We start from the raw sequence: 18,041 nt of genomic DNA, 5'->3' as shown, positions 1-18,041 counted from the left end.
CGTAGTTAAAAAGGATTATACCCATTCACCGTTTGCATTTAATTTGTATCCATCAATGACAGTATTTTTCGCCATCTTACCATTTGATAGTACATCATACCAATGATTACCTTTTTTCCATTTATTACGAGTTACTACTTCTTTCAAAGAAACGTTTTTATCTAGCAAAAATAACAAGAAAAACTCCCTTGAATAGCAGCAGTAACATAAGCCACTTCGGCTTATGTTACAAGGTAAAATTCGAGACCGAGGCTCGAATTTTAGCCATGAGACTCGCTATGCGAGGCTGCTGGCAACCTTGCTATTCAAGGAAGTTTTTCTGTTATTTTTGTTTTACGTTATTACGTTAAATTTTACGACTGGAACGCAATCGAAAATAGCATCATCCATACGGGTAAAATCACGATATAGAGTAATGTCGTAATCGTAACAGCGGATGTCGCAAAATAGATATCCGCATTTTCCTCCGTTGCCAATAACGGCATAATCACCAATGTAGGAATCGTTGATTGAAGAAAGAACGTTTCTTGTAATTTCATTGGTAATTCGATTGAAAAGAACTGAATGACTCCCACTTGAATTGTTAAAAGAATCGCTGGAAACAATACAAAACGTCCAAATATCGATAAACGCATATCACCATCGAATGTCAACGAACGAAGCCCCACTTGCGCTAAACGAATCCCAATATATATCAACGATAACGGTGTTACTAAATTCCCAATATAAACGAGTGATTGATTCAAGAATGTTGGAAGTGTCCACCCAAACCATACCCAAATCATACTCCCTAAAAAAGCGATTAAAGGTGGTGAGAAAATCCGACTCCATTGAATTCCTTTTTCAACATGTTTCTGATTATAATAAGCAAATAAGTAAGTTCCCACTGTAAAAGTCGATAAAGTATTCACTACATAATATACTAAAAAATAAGGCATAGCCTCTTCACCAAATAAAGATAAATTCAACGGTAATCCCATAAAAATCGTATTCGCATTAACAATCGTATTCATTACCGTTGCCTTACGTTCATTAGGAATACGAAATACTTGAACAATAATCCAAGCAACAATATATCCAACCACGACACTCAAAAGTGGAATTCCTAAACTTCCTACAAATTCAATCATTTTTTCCCTTGAAATAAATCTTAAAACAGAAATCATAATCGAAGCAGGTAATGCAATTTTAATAATAAGAGAAGCAATACTGGCTGAAAAATTTTTATCAAACCATCCCTTTATTTGTAATACATATCCTAAACTAATCATGATGACTATCGTTGCCATACTTGAAAAGATTTCACCTAACATTTTAATCCTCCAATTTCTTCGTACAGTCACTATACTCTGCTTTTCCTCTACCTGTCAACATTCTATAAAATATAAAAATCTCGAAAAATCTGTTAGACAAACTTTCCGAGACTTCTTCCTTATTTCTTCAATTGATTTTTAATTATCGTACCAAATAAACTAATGACTAAAATAATTAAAAATACACAGGTAATCGTAGCACCTGGTGGTGTATCAAATTCATAAGACATACTTAATCCACTAAAAATACCAAAAATACTAATTAAAATACCCGACACAATCACACCTGTAAAACTTCTTGTTAAACGAATTGCGATAGAGGCTGGTAATACAATAACTGCTGAAACTAATAAAGCTCCAGCAATTGGCATCATCACTGAAATGACTACCCCTGTAATAATCGTGAAAACTTGTGTCATCAAACGAACAGGTAAACCTGCCGTATAAGCTGTATCTTCATCAAATGATAAAACATATAACGGTCGTCTAAAAATCAAATATAATACGACCACAATGATCGCTAAAGCAATCATCAACCACATTTGTTGTTGTGTAATCGTCACGATAGAACCAAATAAAAATTGATCCACACTAATTGTTGAACGACCTTTTTGGAAATTCATTAAAATTAAAGCAATTGCCATCCCACCAGACATTAATATCGCAACAGTCACTTCTGAATAACCTTTAAAGTATTTCCCAATGACTTCCAATACAATGGCTGCTAAAACGACCACTACTAATGTCATAAAGGTAGGATTGTAGCCTAATAATAATCCTAGAGAAACTCCCACTAAGGAAACATGCGATAATGTATCTGCCAATAATGACTGTCTTCTTAAAATTAAAAATAACCCCAAAATTGGCGTAATCATCGCCATTGCTAATCCTGTGATGAATGCTCTTTGCATGAAACCATAGAAAAACATCTCCATGGAGAATCCTCCTTTCTCATTAAATGAATATGTTTATCCACATAATGTTCCAAATCTTCTTCCTCATGCGTCACCATTAAAATCGCTTTTCCATGATGTGCACAACTGTGATGTAAGAGATGGTAGAAACGCTCTCTACTTGTTTTATCCATTCCTGCTGTTGGTTCATCTAAGACAAATAAGTCTGGATCTGTCGCAAAAATACGCGCTAAACAAATTCTTTGCTTTTGACCACCCGATAACTCACCAATACGTTTATGGCGTTCATCCCACATTCCAACAGATTTTAAGGCTTTTTCAATATGTTCATGGTCTTCTTTATCTAATCGTTGAAACCAACGACCTTGTTGGTAACGACCTGAAGCAACTAATTCATAAACAGTTGAAGGAAATCCCACATTAAAAGAAGAAATTTGTTGTGGGGCATATCCAATCGATAAAGTTTCTCCTTGTGTATTAACGGTTGCGATTGTTGCTTTTCCTTGTTTTGGAGTTAATAATCCTAAAATATTTTTTAATAAAGTGGATTTGGCTGCACCATTTTCGCCTGTTAAAATAACAAATTCCCCCGGTTCAACAGTAAAACTAATGTTTTCTAAAACGGGTTCATTATCATACGAAAATGATAAATTCTCAACTGAAATGTAACTCATGCTAACTCCTTCCTTTTCTAAATCGTAGTAATTCTTTTTTATGTACGTTTGTTAGGATAGCATATTTTAGTACGAATAATCAAGAATTTACGATAGATAGCATTCTATTAATATCTAAAAGATTTACTCCACAACTAAAATAGGAATCAAGCAACCTAACATTGCTTAATTCCTTCAATAAAGTTAATTCAAAAATCCTATTTTATTCAGTAATTAAATCCATTCACCATTATCATTAACATTGTAACCATCTGGAGTAATTGTATTTATTATTAATTCTCCTAAAGAATTTAAGTAGCACCATTTACTACTTACTTGTTGCCATCCTGTTATCATTTCTCCTGATTTATTCATGTAGTACCAATATTTTCCAACTTGAATCCATCCTATTGACATTGCTCCCATTTCATCAAAAAAATACCATTTACTATCATTAATAACAGATTCTTTACCATTTTCAGTAGATTTGATAAAGGAAATGAAATCACTCTTCAAATTATAGAACCTATTATTTAAAACCATTATTTGACCTGTTGAGTCCTCAATAATAATTCCCTTATTTCCACCAAAAATCTGATTATCAAAAACTGTTAAATTATTACTAATTCTTAAAATAGGTTAAAATTTACATTTTCAAAATTCAAATATGGTTAAAAAGTTTGCCGTCTTATTAAACTTGCGGGAACTTCAACTGACTCTCTTTGTTCACCATTTATAATTGCTAAAACACCTTCAATCATTTCTTTAGCTAACTCTGTATAATTTGGAGCGATGGTTGATAATGCGGGAGTATAATATTTAGCTATTGGTATATTATCAAAACCAACTATTGTCAATTGATCAGGAATCAATATTCCTTTTTCATAACATCCTCTAATAACACCTTGAACTTTTTCATCTCCCGAAACAAAAATAATATCCGGAATATTAGAAGTTGATAAATGCTCTTTTACATAATCATATACAGATTCAATTGTAAATAAGCCATATATAACTTCTAAATCAATATCATATCTCTTTTCCTTTACAAACTCTCTAACACCATTTTCACGATTTTTATTAACAAGAGATGGACCACCCATTAATAACCACATCTTTTTAAAGCCTTTTTCTTCAACAGCTTCCATTAAATCATATCCTGCTTTAAAATCGTTATTTGAAACATAAATAACACCATCTGTATGGGATTCCCCAAATACAATAAAAGGCCTATTATTTTTTTTCAAATATTGAATTCGACTATCATCTTTTCCTTCATAAAATACAATTACACCATCAACTAAACTACCTGTACTGGAAATAATAGAATCTTTAATAGAGTCTCCCTCTCCAAAATACTCAACAATGGCATTAACTCCTACTTCCTTACATGTCTGTAACACTTTATCTAATAATGTTTGAAACCAAATTAAAGGGAAAGATTCCATTTTTTTCACAGATATTAAAATATTGATGGTTTCTTTTTTCGTTAAATTTTGAGCATAAGCATTTGGAACATATGATAATTCATCTATTACTTTCATTACAGCTTGATAGGTTTCAGGTTTAACTCTTTCTCCCCCATTAATAACTCTTGAAACAGTCTTTGGGGATACCCCTGATACTCGTGCAATATCATAAATAGTAATTTTCTTGTTATTTTTCATTTCTACTCCTCAAAATAATCTAAAATTTCAAAGTAAGTTGCGCTATCATTCTATCAAATATAATCCTAACATACAATTTATAATTTCATATTTTACTAACTAGATTTTTACTTCGAACAATTCATTTTATGATAAAAAGGCAAGGTTACCCTCGCCTTTTTATCTTGCGTTAACTAATTTCTTCTATATAAATAAGTCCAATAATCTCTGACAATTCTTCCATTAAACGAAGATGTTCAAATTTCCCAGGAAGTTCTAAAGTAATAAAGGATGCTATTTTCTTTTCTGGTACATCAAAATATTGAATTCGACTTTGATTCACTTCGCCAAAAGCTGTTCTTGAATCTGTAACACGAATATGTTTTTCAGCACAATATACTAATACACGATTATAAGCTTCTGTTGAATTTACCACTATATACAACTCAATAATTTTTGAACGTTTTTGTAAATATATCTTCAATGGTTGAAACATTGAAATAATACCCCAAATCGAAATAGTCGTTAAAATTGCTCCCTCATAAAAGCCAACTCCTATTGCTAATCCAATACCTGCTGCTCCCCAAATCCCTGCAGCCGTTGTTAATCCTGTAATCTTTTTATTTTCTTTTATAAGAATTGTTCCTGCCCCTAAAAAACCTACTCCTGAGACTACTTGTGCTCCTAAACGTGTAGGATCTCCCGTTCCAAACTTATATGAAACAAACTCATTCGTCATCATTATTAGACAGGCTGCAACACAAACAACGCTATGTGTGCGTATCCCTGCTGGTTGAGATTTTCCTCCCCTTTCCATACCAATGAGACTACCAGCTACTAGTGACAAAACTATCCGTATTACTATTTCAACATTTGTTAAGGTTGTCATAATTACTTCCTAGTTGATTTACTTTGTCTTTGTGTAAAGTATAGTACTGTTGAAGAAATAATCATTAATACAATAGTATATACAAAGACAAGAGCTTGTGCATTTGAAGTTGCTGTTTCGTCCCCTGCTGAACGAATAGTAATTCCTAGCGGCTGAGCCAATGGATGATATAAGAATACAGATAAATCGAAGTCTGTTAATAACGAATTAAAGTTAAGGGCAATGATTGAAAGAACTACTGGTAAAATAAATGGAATAATAACTTTCATCATTGTATAAAATGGTGATGCTCCCATACTACGAGCTGCATCTTCCATTTCATCATCAACGCTAAATAAAATAGCTCGAACCATACGATATGAGAATGGAATTTTTACAATAATATATGCAATCAATAACATTACAAATGTTCCAACTAAAATTTTATTTAATACAAGTGGTTGTGGTTGATTAAATGTAAACAGTAAACTAATTGCTAATAATGTACTTGGTAGTAACCAAGGAAGCAAAGCTCCATATTCAAACAAGAAGTCAAATTTAGATTTATGTTTTCTAACCACTCTTGCAAAAACAACAGCAAGCACTGTTGCTGTAATAGCAGCAAGAATTGCATAAATAAAGCTGACTAAGAATGGTGAGAAAGCAACACTATTACTAAAGAATTGATAATAGTTTTCTAAAGTAAAGTTAGACAATGATAAATGTCCTGTTTGAATCGCTACTGGATCTGTAAATGAATAAAGAACAATAAAGACCAAAGGTAACATAAACACTGTAAATAATGCATATGCAACAATATGTGCGATGATATTCCATGGTTTTGAAGTTATCTTTTGTTTTTTCAAAGGTGCTTTTGTTTTAGAGATAGAAATATAATTTCCACCTTTTTCAATTTTATTCATAATAGTTAATAAAATTGTTGTAGCAATTCCTAAAATAATCGCAAGTAATGCAGCTAAATCACGAGAATTTCCCATTCCCGCAAATGTAATAATCATTGGGTTAATAGTTTGGAATTGTTTTCCTCCAACAATCATTGGTGCTGCAACTGCAGATAATCCACTAAGGAAAATCATAATAGTTAATGCAAATAAAGTAGGTGTTAAAGTAGGTAAAACTACTTTTCTAAACACTGTAAAAGGTTTTGCACCCATATTACGTGCAGCTTCAATTGTATGATAATCTACACTTCTAATCGTATTTGTTAAAAATAATGTATGATTAGCAGTTCCTGAGAAAGTCATAATAAACAATACTGCTCCATATCCAATAAACCAGTTAGGATCAAGTGAAGGAATAATATTTTGTAAAACTCTTGTAATCATTCCATAAGGTCCATAAACAAATTTATAACCTGTCGCAAGAACAACCCCTCCATAAATCAATGAAGTCATGTACCCTAATTTTAAGATTTTAGCTCCTTTAATATCAAAGTATTCGGTGAATAATACACAAAGTACTCCTACAACGTTTACTGTAATAATCAATGAAAAAGCTAATTTAAAACTGTTCATAATACTTTGTAGAGCTCTTTGAGATTTTAAAACACGTTCAAATGCATTTATAGAAAAATGTCCGTCTTTAACAAATACATTCACTACTAAATCAAAGTTTGGATAAATAATAAACGTTACTAGGAACCAGACTAACCCTAAACGAATAAGCCAATCTTTCCAATTTAACTTTTTACGCATACTATCCCCTCCCTAATATTGAACAATATCTGAAGGTGTAATATATAGTTCTACATTTTCCCCCACAGATTTAATTGCAAATTGACTATCAATACGAGTCACATTGACAATTTGTTTTTCAGACACTTGTATCGTATATCGAACGTTTACACCAGAAAATTCTGTATCGATAATTGTGCCTTTTAATAAGATATCTTCTTCTGTTTCACGTTTAAAACGAATTTTCTCTAGACGAATATATCCTTTCTTATCTTCTAAGTTTACTGATGGATTTTTAGATAAAATATCATGAACGGTCTCTTCAGTTAAGACATTAATATCCCCAATAAAATCACATACAAATTCTGTTTTTGATTGATGATAAATTTCAGGTGGTGTTCCTACTTGTTCAATAAACCCATTATTGAATACAGCAATTCTGTCTGATAATGTTAAAGCTTCCTCTTGGTCGTGTGTAATATATAATGTTGTAATTCCTAAATCTTTTTGCAGACGTTTTAATTCTTTTCTTAAATCTACACGTAATTTTGCATCAAGATTAGAAAGAGGTTCATCTAAACAAAGAATTTTAGGTTCTAATACTAATGCACGAGCTAATGCTACACGCTGTTGTTGACCACCAGATAATTCTGACACATTACGTTGTAATTGTTTATCAGAAATTTTAATTTTTGCAGCTACTGCTGCAACTTTTGCTTTAATAACATCTGGAGCAACTTTTTTTACTTTCAATCCAAAAGCAATATTATCAAATACTGTCATCGTTGGGAATAAAGCATAAGATTGAAACACGATTCCAATTCCACGTTTTTCAGGTTCTAATTTAGTCACATCTTTCCCATTTACTTCAATTCGTCCTTGAGAAGGATCAAGAAATCCTACTAAAGCTCTTAAAGTTGTTGATTTTCCACAACCTGACGGTCCTAAAAAAGTAAAAAATTCACCTTCATTAATTTCAAGATTAAGATTATCAATTGCAATAAAATCTCCATACTTAATTTGAATATTTTCAAATTTAATCATAATATTTTCTCCTTCATCTATTTCAAAAAGTCTCGCAAAGGTTCTTTCTATCTAATAGAGTTTAGACCCTGCGAGACTCGTGATACCATTTATAAAGTTATTTAACGTATTCTAATTCTGCTTTTTCAACCCATTGGTCTAAGTATTTTCCAACAACTTCCCAATCAATAGCTTGTGGTTTAAGTTGTCCAACAAATTTCTTAGTATCTTCTGGTAATTCAGCTACAGCATCTTTATTTGCTGGAATAGATCCAAAGTTTTTACTATATTCAGCTTGAATTTTAGCTTGACCAAACCAGTTAATAAATTCTTTAGCAAGTGCTTTTTTCTTACTAGTATTTAATACCATTGTTTGTTCTGTTACAAATGGAACACCTACATCTGGTGTCATTACTTTAAATTCTACATTTTGTTCTTTTTGTCCTACTAATGCTCCTGAGCCCCAAATCATACCATATTGAACAGGACTTTCTTTATCTAAAACTTTAACGACTGTACTTTCACCTTTTTGAAGTGTATATGCATTTGCAAAATAATCTTTTGCAACATTCCAACCTTTTTCAGATACACCTAAATCTCCTTTTTCATCAAGATAACGAACTAAGATACTTGCATAAATCGCACGTCCTGTACCACCTGTTAATCCATAAATTGAATATTGATCTTTATATTTACTTGCTAACTCTGTCCAATCTTTTGGCATTTCTTTCACTTCAGGATTTCCAACTAATACTAACGGTTGAACAATCACTGGATTATAAAAACCATCTTTATCTGCTAATGATGAATCAATTTTATCAAACCAATCAGGTTTAAATTGTTCTAATAATTTTGCATCTCGTAATTTATTTGAATCTACAGCTCCAATCCCAAATACCATATCAGCAACTGAATTATTTTTTTCTGCAATAACACGATCTGCAAGTTGTGCGCCGGCAATATCAACCATACGGATATTAAATCCTGCTTCCTTAGCTTGAGCTGTTAACCAGTCTCCACGCCCGTTTGATACCGAGTTAGAATAGATTACTAATTCTTGACTTTTATCTGCTTTTTCATCAGCTCCTGAGTTAGAATTAGATGAAGGATTTGTACTACTTGAACAAGCTGCTAAAGCTGTTGCTGTAAATACTGTTGGTAATAATTTTGATAAAAATTTCTTAGTTTTCATAATAAAACTCCTTTTATGTTAATTTATTATTTTCCAAATTTTTCATGATATGGAACAAATTGTCTCATATCTTCAAACACTGTATAATCAATGCGATTTACAGTAATTACAGGTACTTTCTCTAGTAATACTTTTGTTAATTCTTCTTTTACTTTTTTAAATTCCTTATCTTCTTCTTCAGTTAACGGAACTCGTAAATATCCAATTGAGATATGAAATTGATATCGATCATGATTAGGGAAACGTACTCCTGCTTTTTCTGAAACATATGTACGTATTTCTTCTAATCTTTTAGCAGATTCTTCATCAGCAGGTTCCACTAAAATATTTTGATTTCCCATTTCAGTTACTCTCATATGAATGTTTTCATTCAATAATGGAAATAATTCTAATTGTTTTGCAAAATAATCATGAATTTCCTGCAATGGGGTATCTAATGATAACTTACTACTCCAAAACTCTGATTCACGATTCTCATGACAAAGTAACTCAATCACTGTCATGTGAATCGATCCTCTAGGTGTTAGAGTAAATTTATCAATAAATGGTAACTCTCTATAACGTGATTGAATAATATCAACTACTTCCATCAAGTCTGGTTTATTGTATAAATTTGCAACTACAGTATTCCCTGGAAAATGGTTAAATTCACCATTTTCTTTAAATTTAATTTTAGTAAGATTTTTCATAAACTTCTTCCTTTGTTATCTTGTTTTTGACACCGGTGTCAACCTGATGAACTCATTATACTTTGCAAGCGTTTTATTGTCAACCGCTTTCATTTATTTTTTTGCAAAAAAATTACGCCAAATTTTGACGTAATTCTTTTTAGAAATTTATTTATAGTTTTATATTTAAGCTATTCTAATTAATTCCCACTACTTCAATAAATCTCTTAAATCCTTCTCGACCAGATTGGTTATTTTTATACACACCGGCATCTTCCAATACTCTAGCAAAAACTTGACCTACTTCATATTGAATAATTTTAGTAACTTCTTTTTCTTCTATATTTGAATATTTCTCTTTTAATTGTTTAGCCCAATCTAAATGATAATTTGCTATTTCATTTGGTTTATTTAATAAAAATTTCTCTACTTCTTCTAATTCAGTTTTTAAGCGAGGTGGTAAAATTGCAAGACCCATTACTTCTATTAATCCAATATTTTCTTTTTTTATATGATGAACATCTTTATGAGGATGATAAACGCCGTCTGGATGTAATTCAGATGTATGATTATCTCTTAAAACTATATCCATTTCATACTTTCCATCAACTTTTCCACGCAATCTAATAACTGACATTGGCCAATTAACTATTCCAGCTTCTATATCTTCAAAACCTCTAAATTCAAAATTTATGTCATAATCTGCTTTTTCCATTGGGAATACATATTTTCCACCTTGATAATGATTATGACTTAGTATAGAACCTCCAGAGATAGGAAGATCAGAATTTGATCCTACAAAATATCCTGGAATAATATCAATAATATCTAATAATTGTTCAAATGTCTTAGAAGTAATTGCCATCGGAACATGTTCTGAATTAAAAAAGATAGCATGTTCATTAAAATATGAATACGGAGAATATTGAAATCCCCATAGTTCTTCTCCAAGATTCATTCTTATAATTCTATGATTTGCTCTTGCTGGATAATTAACTCGTCCTTGATAACCTTCATTTTCCATGCATAAAAGACATTTTGGATAATTTGATGGTTTCAGCAATTTTTCAGTTGCAATTGTTTTAGGATCTTTTTCAGGTTTAGATAAATTAATAGTAATTTCAAGATTTCCATACTTTGTTTCTGCTTGGAAAGCAATATTTTTGGAAATAGCAGATAACTTAATATAATCATTATCCTTACTTATTTGATAAAAATTTTCAATTGCCTTTTGAGGAGATACCTTGTATGAATTCCAAAAAATTTCATTCATAAGACTTGGTATTGGAGTAATAAAATTCATTAACTCTGCACCTAAACAGTCTTTTTCTTCAACTGTCGTATTAACTTTTTCATTTTTTTCTGCTATTTCCACTAAACTATCTTTTAGTTTTTTTATATCTTCTTCCTTTGTAAGAGTGTCAATTCCTTCCTCTCCTACTAAAGCTAGTACCCTATTTTTAACATAGGAATAATCCATTGAACTATATACTCCGTAGTTGATAACTTTCTCCACAAATTTGTCAATTAATGGTTGCATTATTTTCTCCTTTATCTTTATATATTTAAATTTCCTCTGTAAAATACCCCTACAATTCAACAACTAATATACTTGCATCATCTTTTTTTCCATAAATTGGATCAATTTCTGTTGATTGTCTTCTCATTACAATTAATTCCTCAAAACTTTTAGTAGCATTTTGAGAATAGTATTCATAAAATCCATCACTCATCAAAACAATTCTATCTCCCCTAACTTCAAGATTTCCATATAGCGCATGTTCAATACTTGAATCATCTAAAGAACCAATCCAATAACCTTTCTCTTTATTAGCAAGTCCTCTAATTTTTTGTAAAATTTCTTTTTTATTTAATACATTTAAACCTTTTTTTGAATTCTCTATTTCATTTTTCCCTAAATCAAATAATCGATCCACTCTATGATCCGTTAATTGTTCATCATTTACTAACATGACACAATCACCAAGGATTAAATATTCAAGTTTTCTTCGTGACAATCTTGCAAAAATAAAGGCAAATGTTGGTAATTTATAGAATTCTTCATGATTGGAATCATTTAAACCTATAATATTTCTAACTTCCTTTATAGCATTTTGAAAAATATTCTTTAAAGATTCTTTTTCTTTACAATATACTTTTAGTTTTTCAGATAATAGATGAGTTATCTCAGAAACAGAATATCCAATAGTCTTTTTTGAATCATATAAATCTGTAGCTCCATCAATAATCCAAAAATAATTTTCAACATTACCTACGGCATCCTCATTTTCCATTGCTGTTCCTTGTATAGAACAAATATTTCTTATTTTCATTCTTTCTACCCCCAATTCCAATAAGATAAGTTAATTCTATCGCTAAAAAATTCCAACTAACACAAATTTAGTTAGTAAAATTTTTAGAAATATTAAAAAAATAATTATGACACCGATGTCATTTCTTTCATCATATACCTTCAAAGTATAATTGTCTAGAAAAATATAATAAAAAGTATCAAAAATGTAAACGCATCATTCATGCTTAGTTTATCCACAAAAAAAGCAGGCAATGACAATTGCCCACTTTTAATGGATTATTTTAAAGTTGCTAAATGATCTTTTAAGCGTTTAATAACTTTTTGTTCATAATCTATTCGAACTTTTTGAGAAATTTCTGTTTTTGAAAATGGTAAAGTTCCTTCTTTTTCAATATAAGAATCTTCTATTTGAATAAAGTGACCAGAAGCCCCAAAACCTACTCCAAAGTAATCTGCACTGTATGATTTTCCAAAATTCACTCCTGCAACACTTTGAGCATGATCATATTCGCTTCCATTGAATAAGAATAATAAGATAGCTTCTCTTAATTCAGCACGAATCGTAAAGTAATCTTGATTTTGGAAATCTGTGCTAATCGCATTTTCATAATATTGGCTACCATTTGATTTTGAATCATCTGTAGAAGTTAGAATTCCATATTGTGCTACTACTTTATTAATAGCATGCGCATCATGACCTCTTCCATCTGCAATAAATCTTCCATCATTAATGTATTCTTTCGCAATTTGCTCTGCAATCGTAACCATTGTTTCTGTTACTTTAACTGGCGAATAATTCATTTGTTTTCTAACTGAATTAATTAATGAAGCAGCGTATAAGTTTAGTGATTGCTTCATATCTTCTGGCATTGAACGAAGATTGTATTTTGCCAATAATGTATTCGAAATAGCTCCTGTTTCTTTTTGATTTTGTTTTAATAATGATTTACTAATAGTATTTAGAGCTGATACATTTTCTTGGTTTTTCCCTTGAGCAGTGGAACCATATTGATTTAAACGTTTCGCATATTCTTCATTAATTGAAATGGAATCTTCTGATTCTAACCATTGAATTGCTTTTTCTAATGCTTTCTTCTCTTCTTGTTGGCGTTGAGATTGTACAGCGCCATCTAATTCTCTTCTTAACTGATCCACCCTAGATTCACGCATTTTACCATCTGATTCTAAATAGTATCCATCTACTTCTTGGTCATAAGCATACGTTCCATCTGATTTTAGATAATACCATGCTTCATAAGACTTATCATAAATCCATTCTAATGTAGCCATTTTCCCATTAGATTTTAAATAGTAGGAACCTACCCACTCATCATGAGCATAAGAACCATCGCCTTTTAAATAGTACCAAGCATTTTCAAGAGAATTTTGTATCCATTCTGAAACAGCCATTTTTCCATCAGCTTTTAAGTAATAGTCTTTTTGCCATTCAGAACGAGCATAAGCACCATTCCCTTTTAAATAGTACCAAGCTTTGTAGTTTTTATCATAAACCCATTCTGCAATAGCCATTTTTCCATTTGGGTTTAAATAATAATCTCCTTGCCATGTAGAATAAGCGTAAGATCCATCACTTTGTAAATAATACCAACCTTGATAATCAGCATCATAAATCCATTCTTTTTCAGCCATTTTTCCATCAGCTTTTAAATAATAGTTCCCTTGCCATTGTTTAGTCACTGGTTTTTGATTTTGATAAAAATACCATGAACCATTTTCTTTAACCCAACCTTGTTTTGAAGTTTCTTCTGCATGAACTGCAGCCAGACTTGTTAAAGTAACGGTTGCTAGTAGTGAAAATATTTTTTTATTCATAAAGTGCCTCCTTTATTCTTTACTGTTATTGTACCGAATCTTGCATAAAAATCAACTAATAGCCTATAAAGAGAAACTCCACCATCAGGCACAACTCTGATAGTGGAGAAAAAGGGAAAACACACCAAAATGATGGCAACAAATTGGTGTTTTACTTCAATTGAAAGCACATGTTTCCTGTTGACAGAAACCATCTGTTAAAACTATATAAAAAGCCCCTTTCGTTATTAAAAACAAAAGGGGAGTCATTGCATCATCATAGATTAGAATCAATACTAGTTTAAAAACTGTAAGTTATCCTTCTTCTATTCTTGATCGTCATTTTCCTTCGCTGGCATTATCCAGAACAGGTTCAATGGGTATGATCTCAGCCTTTCGGCACCCCAAATGCTTCTCTATTGAATTGAGTTCAGTATAGCATGTTTCCTCTAAGAAGAAAAGGTTTCTAGACTACTTTTATTAACGAATATGATGATCATAAGCAAAAATTACTAATTGCGTACGATCACGTAAAGCTAATTTTGATAAAATCGTACTAATATTATTTTTCACGGTTCCTTCAGATAAAAATAATGCTTCTGAAATTTCTTTATTATTTAATCCTTGAGACACAAGTCGAATAAGTTCAATTTCTCTTTCGGTTAATCCTAATGAAGAAATATCCGTTTGCTTACCCATAGTCGTTTGAGCTTTTGGTTGCATCACTAACTTCTTGGAAACTGTCGCATCCATCACTACTTTTCCAGATAAAGCAACTTTAATCCCATCATAGATAGCTTCATAACTACTATCCTTTAATAAATAACCTGAAGCCCCATATTGCATTGCTTCTACAATATATTCTGTATCTTGAAAGGTCGTCACCATTACAATCTTCACTTCTGGATAAGCTTCTTTAATGAGTTTAGTTCCTTCAATTCCTGTACTTACTGGCATACGAATATCCATTAATACAACATCTGGAACTTCTTTTTTACAACATTCAATTGCTTCTCTTCCATTTCCAGCTTGATGAATCACTTCAATATCTGGATAAGTTTCTAACATAATTTTTAAACCAGATCGAATTAATTGTTCATCATCTACTAACATCACTTTAATTTTTTCAGACATTGGATTCTCCTTTCAATTTCATTTGTACTGTAAATCCTTGTTCAGTATTTTTGATTTCTAATTGTGCCTGTTGTTCATGTAGTCGCTCTTCTAAAGCTTTTAATCCACCTTCTAGTGAAATAGCTGAAGATCCCACTCCGTTATCCATAATCGTTACAATAAGTTCATTTGCAGAATACATCATTAATAGCGTAATTTTAGTGACTTTTCCATGACGAATCGCATTGGTCGTTGCCTCTTGCACTCCTCTAAAAATCGTCAACTCTTGCTCTTTAGTAAGTTGAAATGTTGGTTTATTTTGTCGGAATACAAATTCCACTCCACTATGTTGTTTTGTTTCATAAATAAATTCTTCTAAGGCGACAGTTAGTTGTTGTTTCGTTAGTTGTTCTGGTTTTAAATCATGAACTACCGTACGCACTTCTTGTAATCCTTTAACTGCAAATTCTCTTAATTGTGCACTCATTTGAGAAACTTGAGGACTAATTTCTTCACTTAATTTACTAATGGCTCCTAATTGAATAATAATCGTTGATAGACTATGTCCAACTGAATCATGAATTTCTCTTGAAATACGATTTCTCTCTTGTAAAGTATATAATTCCTTCATCGTACCCATTGTATATCGCGCTTGTTGCAGTTCCTTTTTCTGCTCAAACAATTGATTTTCTTGCTCTTTTAATAAATTTTCTTGATACTTTAATTTAAATACAAGATGTGCACCATAATAAAACAATACATTTCCAAAAATCATAACTGGAATCGACCACCATTGTTGTTGCTTTATCCCTAATACAATAACAACAACACTAATCATCCCTTGAAGAATAATAGCATGCAGAGAGGAAAATCTAAAACTAATCTCGAAACATAATAAAAGCATCAAGCTAATGAAAATATTTCCTGTAAAATAACAAAATGATAAAACTGCCATCCCTTGTGCTAAAATTGCCCAAGGATATTGAATCGAATAGTAATCTAATTGCGCTACAATAACAATAACCAGAAATAGTAGCAAATGATAAGCATTAACTGAATGATATAATGCCCATTCCACAAGAGCAGTTATTAACAACCCATAACGAATTAAAAATTTTAGTTGATTTTCTTGAATCATTTTCATGATAGGAACCCTCTACCCACTAAAAAAATCATCGCAACACTATTGCTCACAAAATGCATTAACATAGATGCTGCAACATTATCTTCATAATAACGATACATTCCTACTAAAGGAATCGTCAAAGGAATATACATCAACGCCGCACTCCAGTCAATTCCACCACTATTAGATAGCGAATGCAGTAAAACAAAGAAGAAAATTGAAATTGCCGTTAAAATCCAAGAATTTACTTTATCTTTAAAAGCTCCAATAATCGCTTCCCTAAATACTAATTCCTCCACAATCGGTGCAACCACACATGTTAAAATGACCATTAATACAATTGATGTTGAATTTAATAACGATTCAATATTCGCTTGATTATCTGTTTGCTGTAATGGAACAACAAGAGCTAAAAGTAAAGTAAGGACTACTCGAACAACATATCCAATCGCAATATCGCGAACAAATCTTCGTTTTACCAAACTTTCGAATCCTCTTTGAATCACTTCCCGGTAAGACCAAACTGCATACATAGCTGTTATTAATTGAACTAAAATATATACTTTTCGATCGACATGTAACGTACCATCTTGAGCTTGAGTTAGAAAAAATCGTGGAACAATCATTAAATTAGAAAAATACACAAACCATAATAATACTGCCTTTTTCTTCATTCTTTACCTCCATTAATGGAAATCTTTATGCTCTAAACTATAAATTTTTTGAATTTCTCCATTATGCCATACAACACCATGTAAAGCCCCACCAAATACAGCTCCGCCATCCATGCCAATTTTACCATCATGTTGCCATAGTTTCATATAATCTCCATCTTCATTCAATCCTTTTAATGGAGTATGTCCAAAAATAATTGTTTTTCCTGTTGTATTTTTTCCAGTATGGAAAGGTTCACGAATCCAATAAAAGTCTTTTGGAACCGTATCTAACCAATGATCTAATCTTAAATCAACTCCAGCATGAACAAATAAAACATCTCCTTCATCAATATATAAAGGACGTTCTCTTAAAAATGCGATTAATTCTGGGTATTGTTCTTTAACTAATTCGCAATCTTTTAAAGAATCAATTTCCGTATCTACTGGACGATTTAGTAAATGGTTAATCGTTGTATTTCCATTATTTCTCATATAATGGTCAAAACGTTCCTCTGGATTGTCAATCCACGCTAAAAACATCACTTCATGATTTCCCATGACATACCAAGCATTTTTTTCTTTTACATATTTCATAGCTGTTAAAACACTTTTTTTATTATTTGGTCCTCTATCAATTAAATCTCCTAGAAAAACTAATTGTTGAGTACTTTCATCCCAATTTTTTAACATTTCGTCGAGCATTTGGTCTTCTCCATGAACATCTCCAATAATAAAATATGTTTTTTTCATAACTTTCTACAACTCCTCTTTAAACATACGATGATTATACCATACTACAAAGTTTCAAAAAAGCTTGTAGTATCATGTTAGAAGAAGCTAAAACAAAAAAGACTGGTATACACCAGTCTCACTTAATTTTATATTTTATATAAGCTACTTGCCGGGATTGAACCGGCGACCTCCACCTTACCAAGGTGACGCTCTACCGACTGAGCTAAAGCAGCAAGCTACTGAATTTTGGGTAAAAAAAAAGAACTCCGCAAGTAGGACTCGAACCTACGACATCATGATTAACAGTCATGCGCTAC

General features: G+C 31.5%; 18 protein-coding genes, 1 tRNA gene and 1 riboswitch. All 19 genes read right to left on the bottom strand.

From position 1 onward, the window contains the following. Nucleotides 1-15: 15 nt before the first annotated feature. The 19 genes from RWZ86_RS06205 to RWZ86_RS06110 all read right to left on the bottom strand — a co-directional run bounded on the left by RWZ86_RS06205 (nt 16) and on the right by RWZ86_RS06110 (nt 17,957). The gene (locus RWZ86_RS06205) at nt 16-177 is read right to left on the bottom strand and encodes a hypothetical protein (protein ID WP_314680655.1); all 162 of its coding nucleotides are present in this window, start codon (nt 175-177) and stop codon (nt 16-18) included. Between the two features lie 176 nt (nt 178-353). Next, complete coding sequence (locus RWZ86_RS06200) at nt 354-1,313, bottom strand: AEC family transporter (RefSeq protein ID WP_314680654.1); 960 nt, start codon at nt 1,311-1,313, stop codon at nt 354-356. Between the two features lie 119 nt (nt 1,314-1,432). Further along, entirely contained in the window at nt 1,433-2,248 is an 816-nt protein-coding gene (locus RWZ86_RS06195) for a metal ABC transporter permease (protein WP_314680653.1), read from the bottom strand. Beyond that, nucleotides 2,197-2,901: a metal ABC transporter ATP-binding protein gene (locus RWZ86_RS06190; protein WP_314680652.1), complete on the bottom strand. Its 705-nt coding sequence runs from the start codon at nt 2,899-2,901 to the stop codon at nt 2,197-2,199. The genes RWZ86_RS06195 and RWZ86_RS06190 overlap by 52 nt, the downstream gene beginning before the upstream one ends. Nucleotides 2,902-3,114: 213 nt before the next feature. Beyond that, nucleotides 3,115-3,423: a hypothetical protein gene (locus tag RWZ86_RS06185; RefSeq protein WP_314680651.1), complete on the bottom strand. Its 309-nt coding sequence runs from the start codon at nt 3,421-3,423 to the stop codon at nt 3,115-3,117. Nucleotides 3,424-3,551: 128 nt separating this feature from the next. After that, nucleotides 3,552-4,547, bottom strand: coding sequence for a LacI family DNA-binding transcriptional regulator (locus RWZ86_RS06180; RefSeq protein WP_314680650.1), 996 nt, complete (start codon nt 4,545-4,547; stop codon nt 3,552-3,554). Between the two features lie 169 nt (nt 4,548-4,716). Continuing rightward, nucleotides 4,717-5,415: an MgtC/SapB family protein gene (locus RWZ86_RS06175; RefSeq protein WP_314680649.1), complete on the bottom strand. Its 699-nt coding sequence runs from the start codon at nt 5,413-5,415 to the stop codon at nt 4,717-4,719. 2 nt (nt 5,416-5,417) lie between these two features. Continuing rightward, complete coding sequence (locus RWZ86_RS06170) at nt 5,418-7,109, bottom strand: iron ABC transporter permease (protein WP_314680648.1); 1,692 nt, start codon at nt 7,107-7,109, stop codon at nt 5,418-5,420. Nucleotides 7,110-7,121: 12 nt separating this feature from the next. Continuing rightward, on the bottom strand, nt 7,122-8,132 hold the full coding sequence (locus RWZ86_RS06165; RefSeq protein ID WP_314680647.1) for an ABC transporter ATP-binding protein: 1,011 nt from the start codon (nt 8,130-8,132) through the stop codon (nt 7,122-7,124). A gap of 97 nt (nt 8,133-8,229) precedes the next feature. Next, nucleotides 8,230-9,303, bottom strand: a complete 1,074-nt coding sequence (locus RWZ86_RS06160; RefSeq protein WP_314680646.1) for an extracellular solute-binding protein — start codon at nt 9,301-9,303, stop codon at nt 8,230-8,232. Between the two features lie 26 nt (nt 9,304-9,329). Then, nucleotides 9,330-9,992 carry a DUF1868 domain-containing protein gene (locus RWZ86_RS06155; RefSeq protein WP_314680645.1) on the bottom strand — a complete coding sequence of 221 codons (663 nt, stop codon included), beginning with the start codon at nt 9,990-9,992 and terminating at the stop codon, nt 9,330-9,332. Between the two features lie 175 nt (nt 9,993-10,167). Next, the gene (locus tag RWZ86_RS06150; protein ID WP_314680644.1) at nt 10,168-11,511 is read right to left on the bottom strand and encodes a UDP-glucose--hexose-1-phosphate uridylyltransferase; all 1,344 of its coding nucleotides are present in this window, start codon (nt 11,509-11,511) and stop codon (nt 10,168-10,170) included. Nucleotides 11,512-11,560: 49 nt separating this feature from the next. Next, nucleotides 11,561-12,304 (bottom strand): protein phosphatase 2C domain-containing protein, encoded by a 744-nt coding sequence (locus tag RWZ86_RS06145; protein ID WP_314680643.1) that lies wholly within the window; start codon nt 12,302-12,304, stop codon nt 11,561-11,563. 257 nt (nt 12,305-12,561) lie between these two features. Beyond that, nucleotides 12,562-14,118, bottom strand: coding sequence for an SEC10/PgrA surface exclusion domain-containing protein (locus tag RWZ86_RS08250; protein WP_399544946.1), 1,557 nt, complete (start codon nt 14,116-14,118; stop codon nt 12,562-12,564). 306 nt (nt 14,119-14,424) lie between these two features. Then, nucleotides 14,425-14,514: riboswitch (TPP riboswitch) on the bottom strand. A 63-nt stretch (nt 14,515-14,577) separates the two neighbouring features. Beyond that, a complete protein-coding gene (locus RWZ86_RS06130) occupies nt 14,578-15,231 on the bottom strand; it encodes a response regulator transcription factor (protein WP_314680642.1) in 654 nt (217 codons plus the stop codon). Next, nucleotides 15,224-16,354: a sensor histidine kinase gene (locus RWZ86_RS06125; protein ID WP_314680641.1), complete on the bottom strand. Its 1,131-nt coding sequence runs from the start codon at nt 16,352-16,354 to the stop codon at nt 15,224-15,226. The genes RWZ86_RS06130 and RWZ86_RS06125 overlap by 8 nt, the downstream gene beginning before the upstream one ends. After that, nucleotides 16,351-17,010 carry a type II CAAX endopeptidase family protein gene (locus RWZ86_RS06120; RefSeq protein ID WP_314680640.1) on the bottom strand — a complete coding sequence of 220 codons (660 nt, stop codon included), beginning with the start codon at nt 17,008-17,010 and terminating at the stop codon, nt 16,351-16,353. Before RWZ86_RS06120 ends, RWZ86_RS06125 begins: the two co-directional genes overlap by 4 nt. Before the next feature lie 12 nt (nt 17,011-17,022). Beyond that, nucleotides 17,023-17,742: a metallophosphoesterase family protein gene (locus tag RWZ86_RS06115; RefSeq protein ID WP_314680639.1), complete on the bottom strand. Its 720-nt coding sequence runs from the start codon at nt 17,740-17,742 to the stop codon at nt 17,023-17,025. A 142-nt stretch (nt 17,743-17,884) separates the two neighbouring features. Next, nucleotides 17,885-17,957, bottom strand: a tRNA-Thr gene (locus RWZ86_RS06110). Nucleotides 17,958-18,041: the final 84 nt, after the last annotated feature.

It is taken from the genome of uncultured Granulicatella sp. (genome assembly GCF_963545075.1).
Taxonomy (GTDB): domain Bacteria; phylum Bacillota; class Bacilli; order Lactobacillales; family Aerococcaceae; genus Granulicatella.
The sequence above is the reverse complement of the archived record's forward strand: the minus strand, read 5'-3'. Positions and strand labels throughout refer to the sequence as shown.

Coding starts and splice junctions, on each gene's coding strand:
- RWZ86_RS08250 (WP_399544946.1), bottom strand. CDS start 14,118: ATGAATAAAAAAATATTTTCACTACTAGCAACCGTTACTTTAACAAGT.
- RWZ86_RS06165 (WP_314680647.1), bottom strand. CDS start 8,132: ATGATTAAATTTGAAAATATTCAAATTAAGTATGGAGATTTTATTGCA.
- RWZ86_RS06190 (WP_314680652.1), bottom strand. CDS start 2,901: ATGAGTTACATTTCAGTTGAGAATTTATCATTTTCGTATGATAATGAA.
- RWZ86_RS06125 (WP_314680641.1), bottom strand. CDS start 16,354: ATGAAAATGATTCAAGAAAATCAACTAAAATTTTTAATTCGTTATGGG.
- RWZ86_RS06145 (WP_314680643.1), bottom strand. CDS start 12,304: ATGAAAATAAGAAATATTTGTTCTATACAAGGAACAGCAATGGAAAAT.
- RWZ86_RS06200 (WP_314680654.1), bottom strand. CDS start 1,313: ATGTTAGGTGAAATCTTTTCAAGTATGGCAACGATAGTCATCATGATT.
- RWZ86_RS06195 (WP_314680653.1), bottom strand. CDS start 2,248: ATGGAGATGTTTTTCTATGGTTTCATGCAAAGAGCATTCATCACAGGA.
- RWZ86_RS06170 (WP_314680648.1), bottom strand. CDS start 7,109: ATGCGTAAAAAGTTAAATTGGAAAGATTGGCTTATTCGTTTAGGGTTA.
- RWZ86_RS06160 (WP_314680646.1), bottom strand. CDS start 9,303: ATGAAAACTAAGAAATTTTTATCAAAATTATTACCAACAGTATTTACA.
- RWZ86_RS06150 (WP_314680644.1), bottom strand. CDS start 11,511: ATGCAACCATTAATTGACAAATTTGTGGAGAAAGTTATCAACTACGGA.
- RWZ86_RS06115 (WP_314680639.1), bottom strand. CDS start 17,742: ATGAAAAAAACATATTTTATTATTGGAGATGTTCATGGAGAAGACCAA.
- RWZ86_RS06185 (WP_314680651.1), bottom strand. CDS start 3,423: ATGGTTTTAAATAATAGGTTCTATAATTTGAAGAGTGATTTCATTTCC.
- RWZ86_RS06180 (WP_314680650.1), bottom strand. CDS start 4,547: ATGAAAAATAACAAGAAAATTACTATTTATGATATTGCACGAGTATCA.
- RWZ86_RS06130 (WP_314680642.1), bottom strand. CDS start 15,231: ATGTCTGAAAAAATTAAAGTGATGTTAGTAGATGATGAACAATTAATT.
- RWZ86_RS06175 (WP_314680649.1), bottom strand. CDS start 5,415: ATGACAACCTTAACAAATGTTGAAATAGTAATACGGATAGTTTTGTCA.
- RWZ86_RS06120 (WP_314680640.1), bottom strand. CDS start 17,010: ATGAAGAAAAAGGCAGTATTATTATGGTTTGTGTATTTTTCTAATTTA.
- RWZ86_RS06155 (WP_314680645.1), bottom strand. CDS start 9,992: ATGAAAAATCTTACTAAAATTAAATTTAAAGAAAATGGTGAATTTAAC.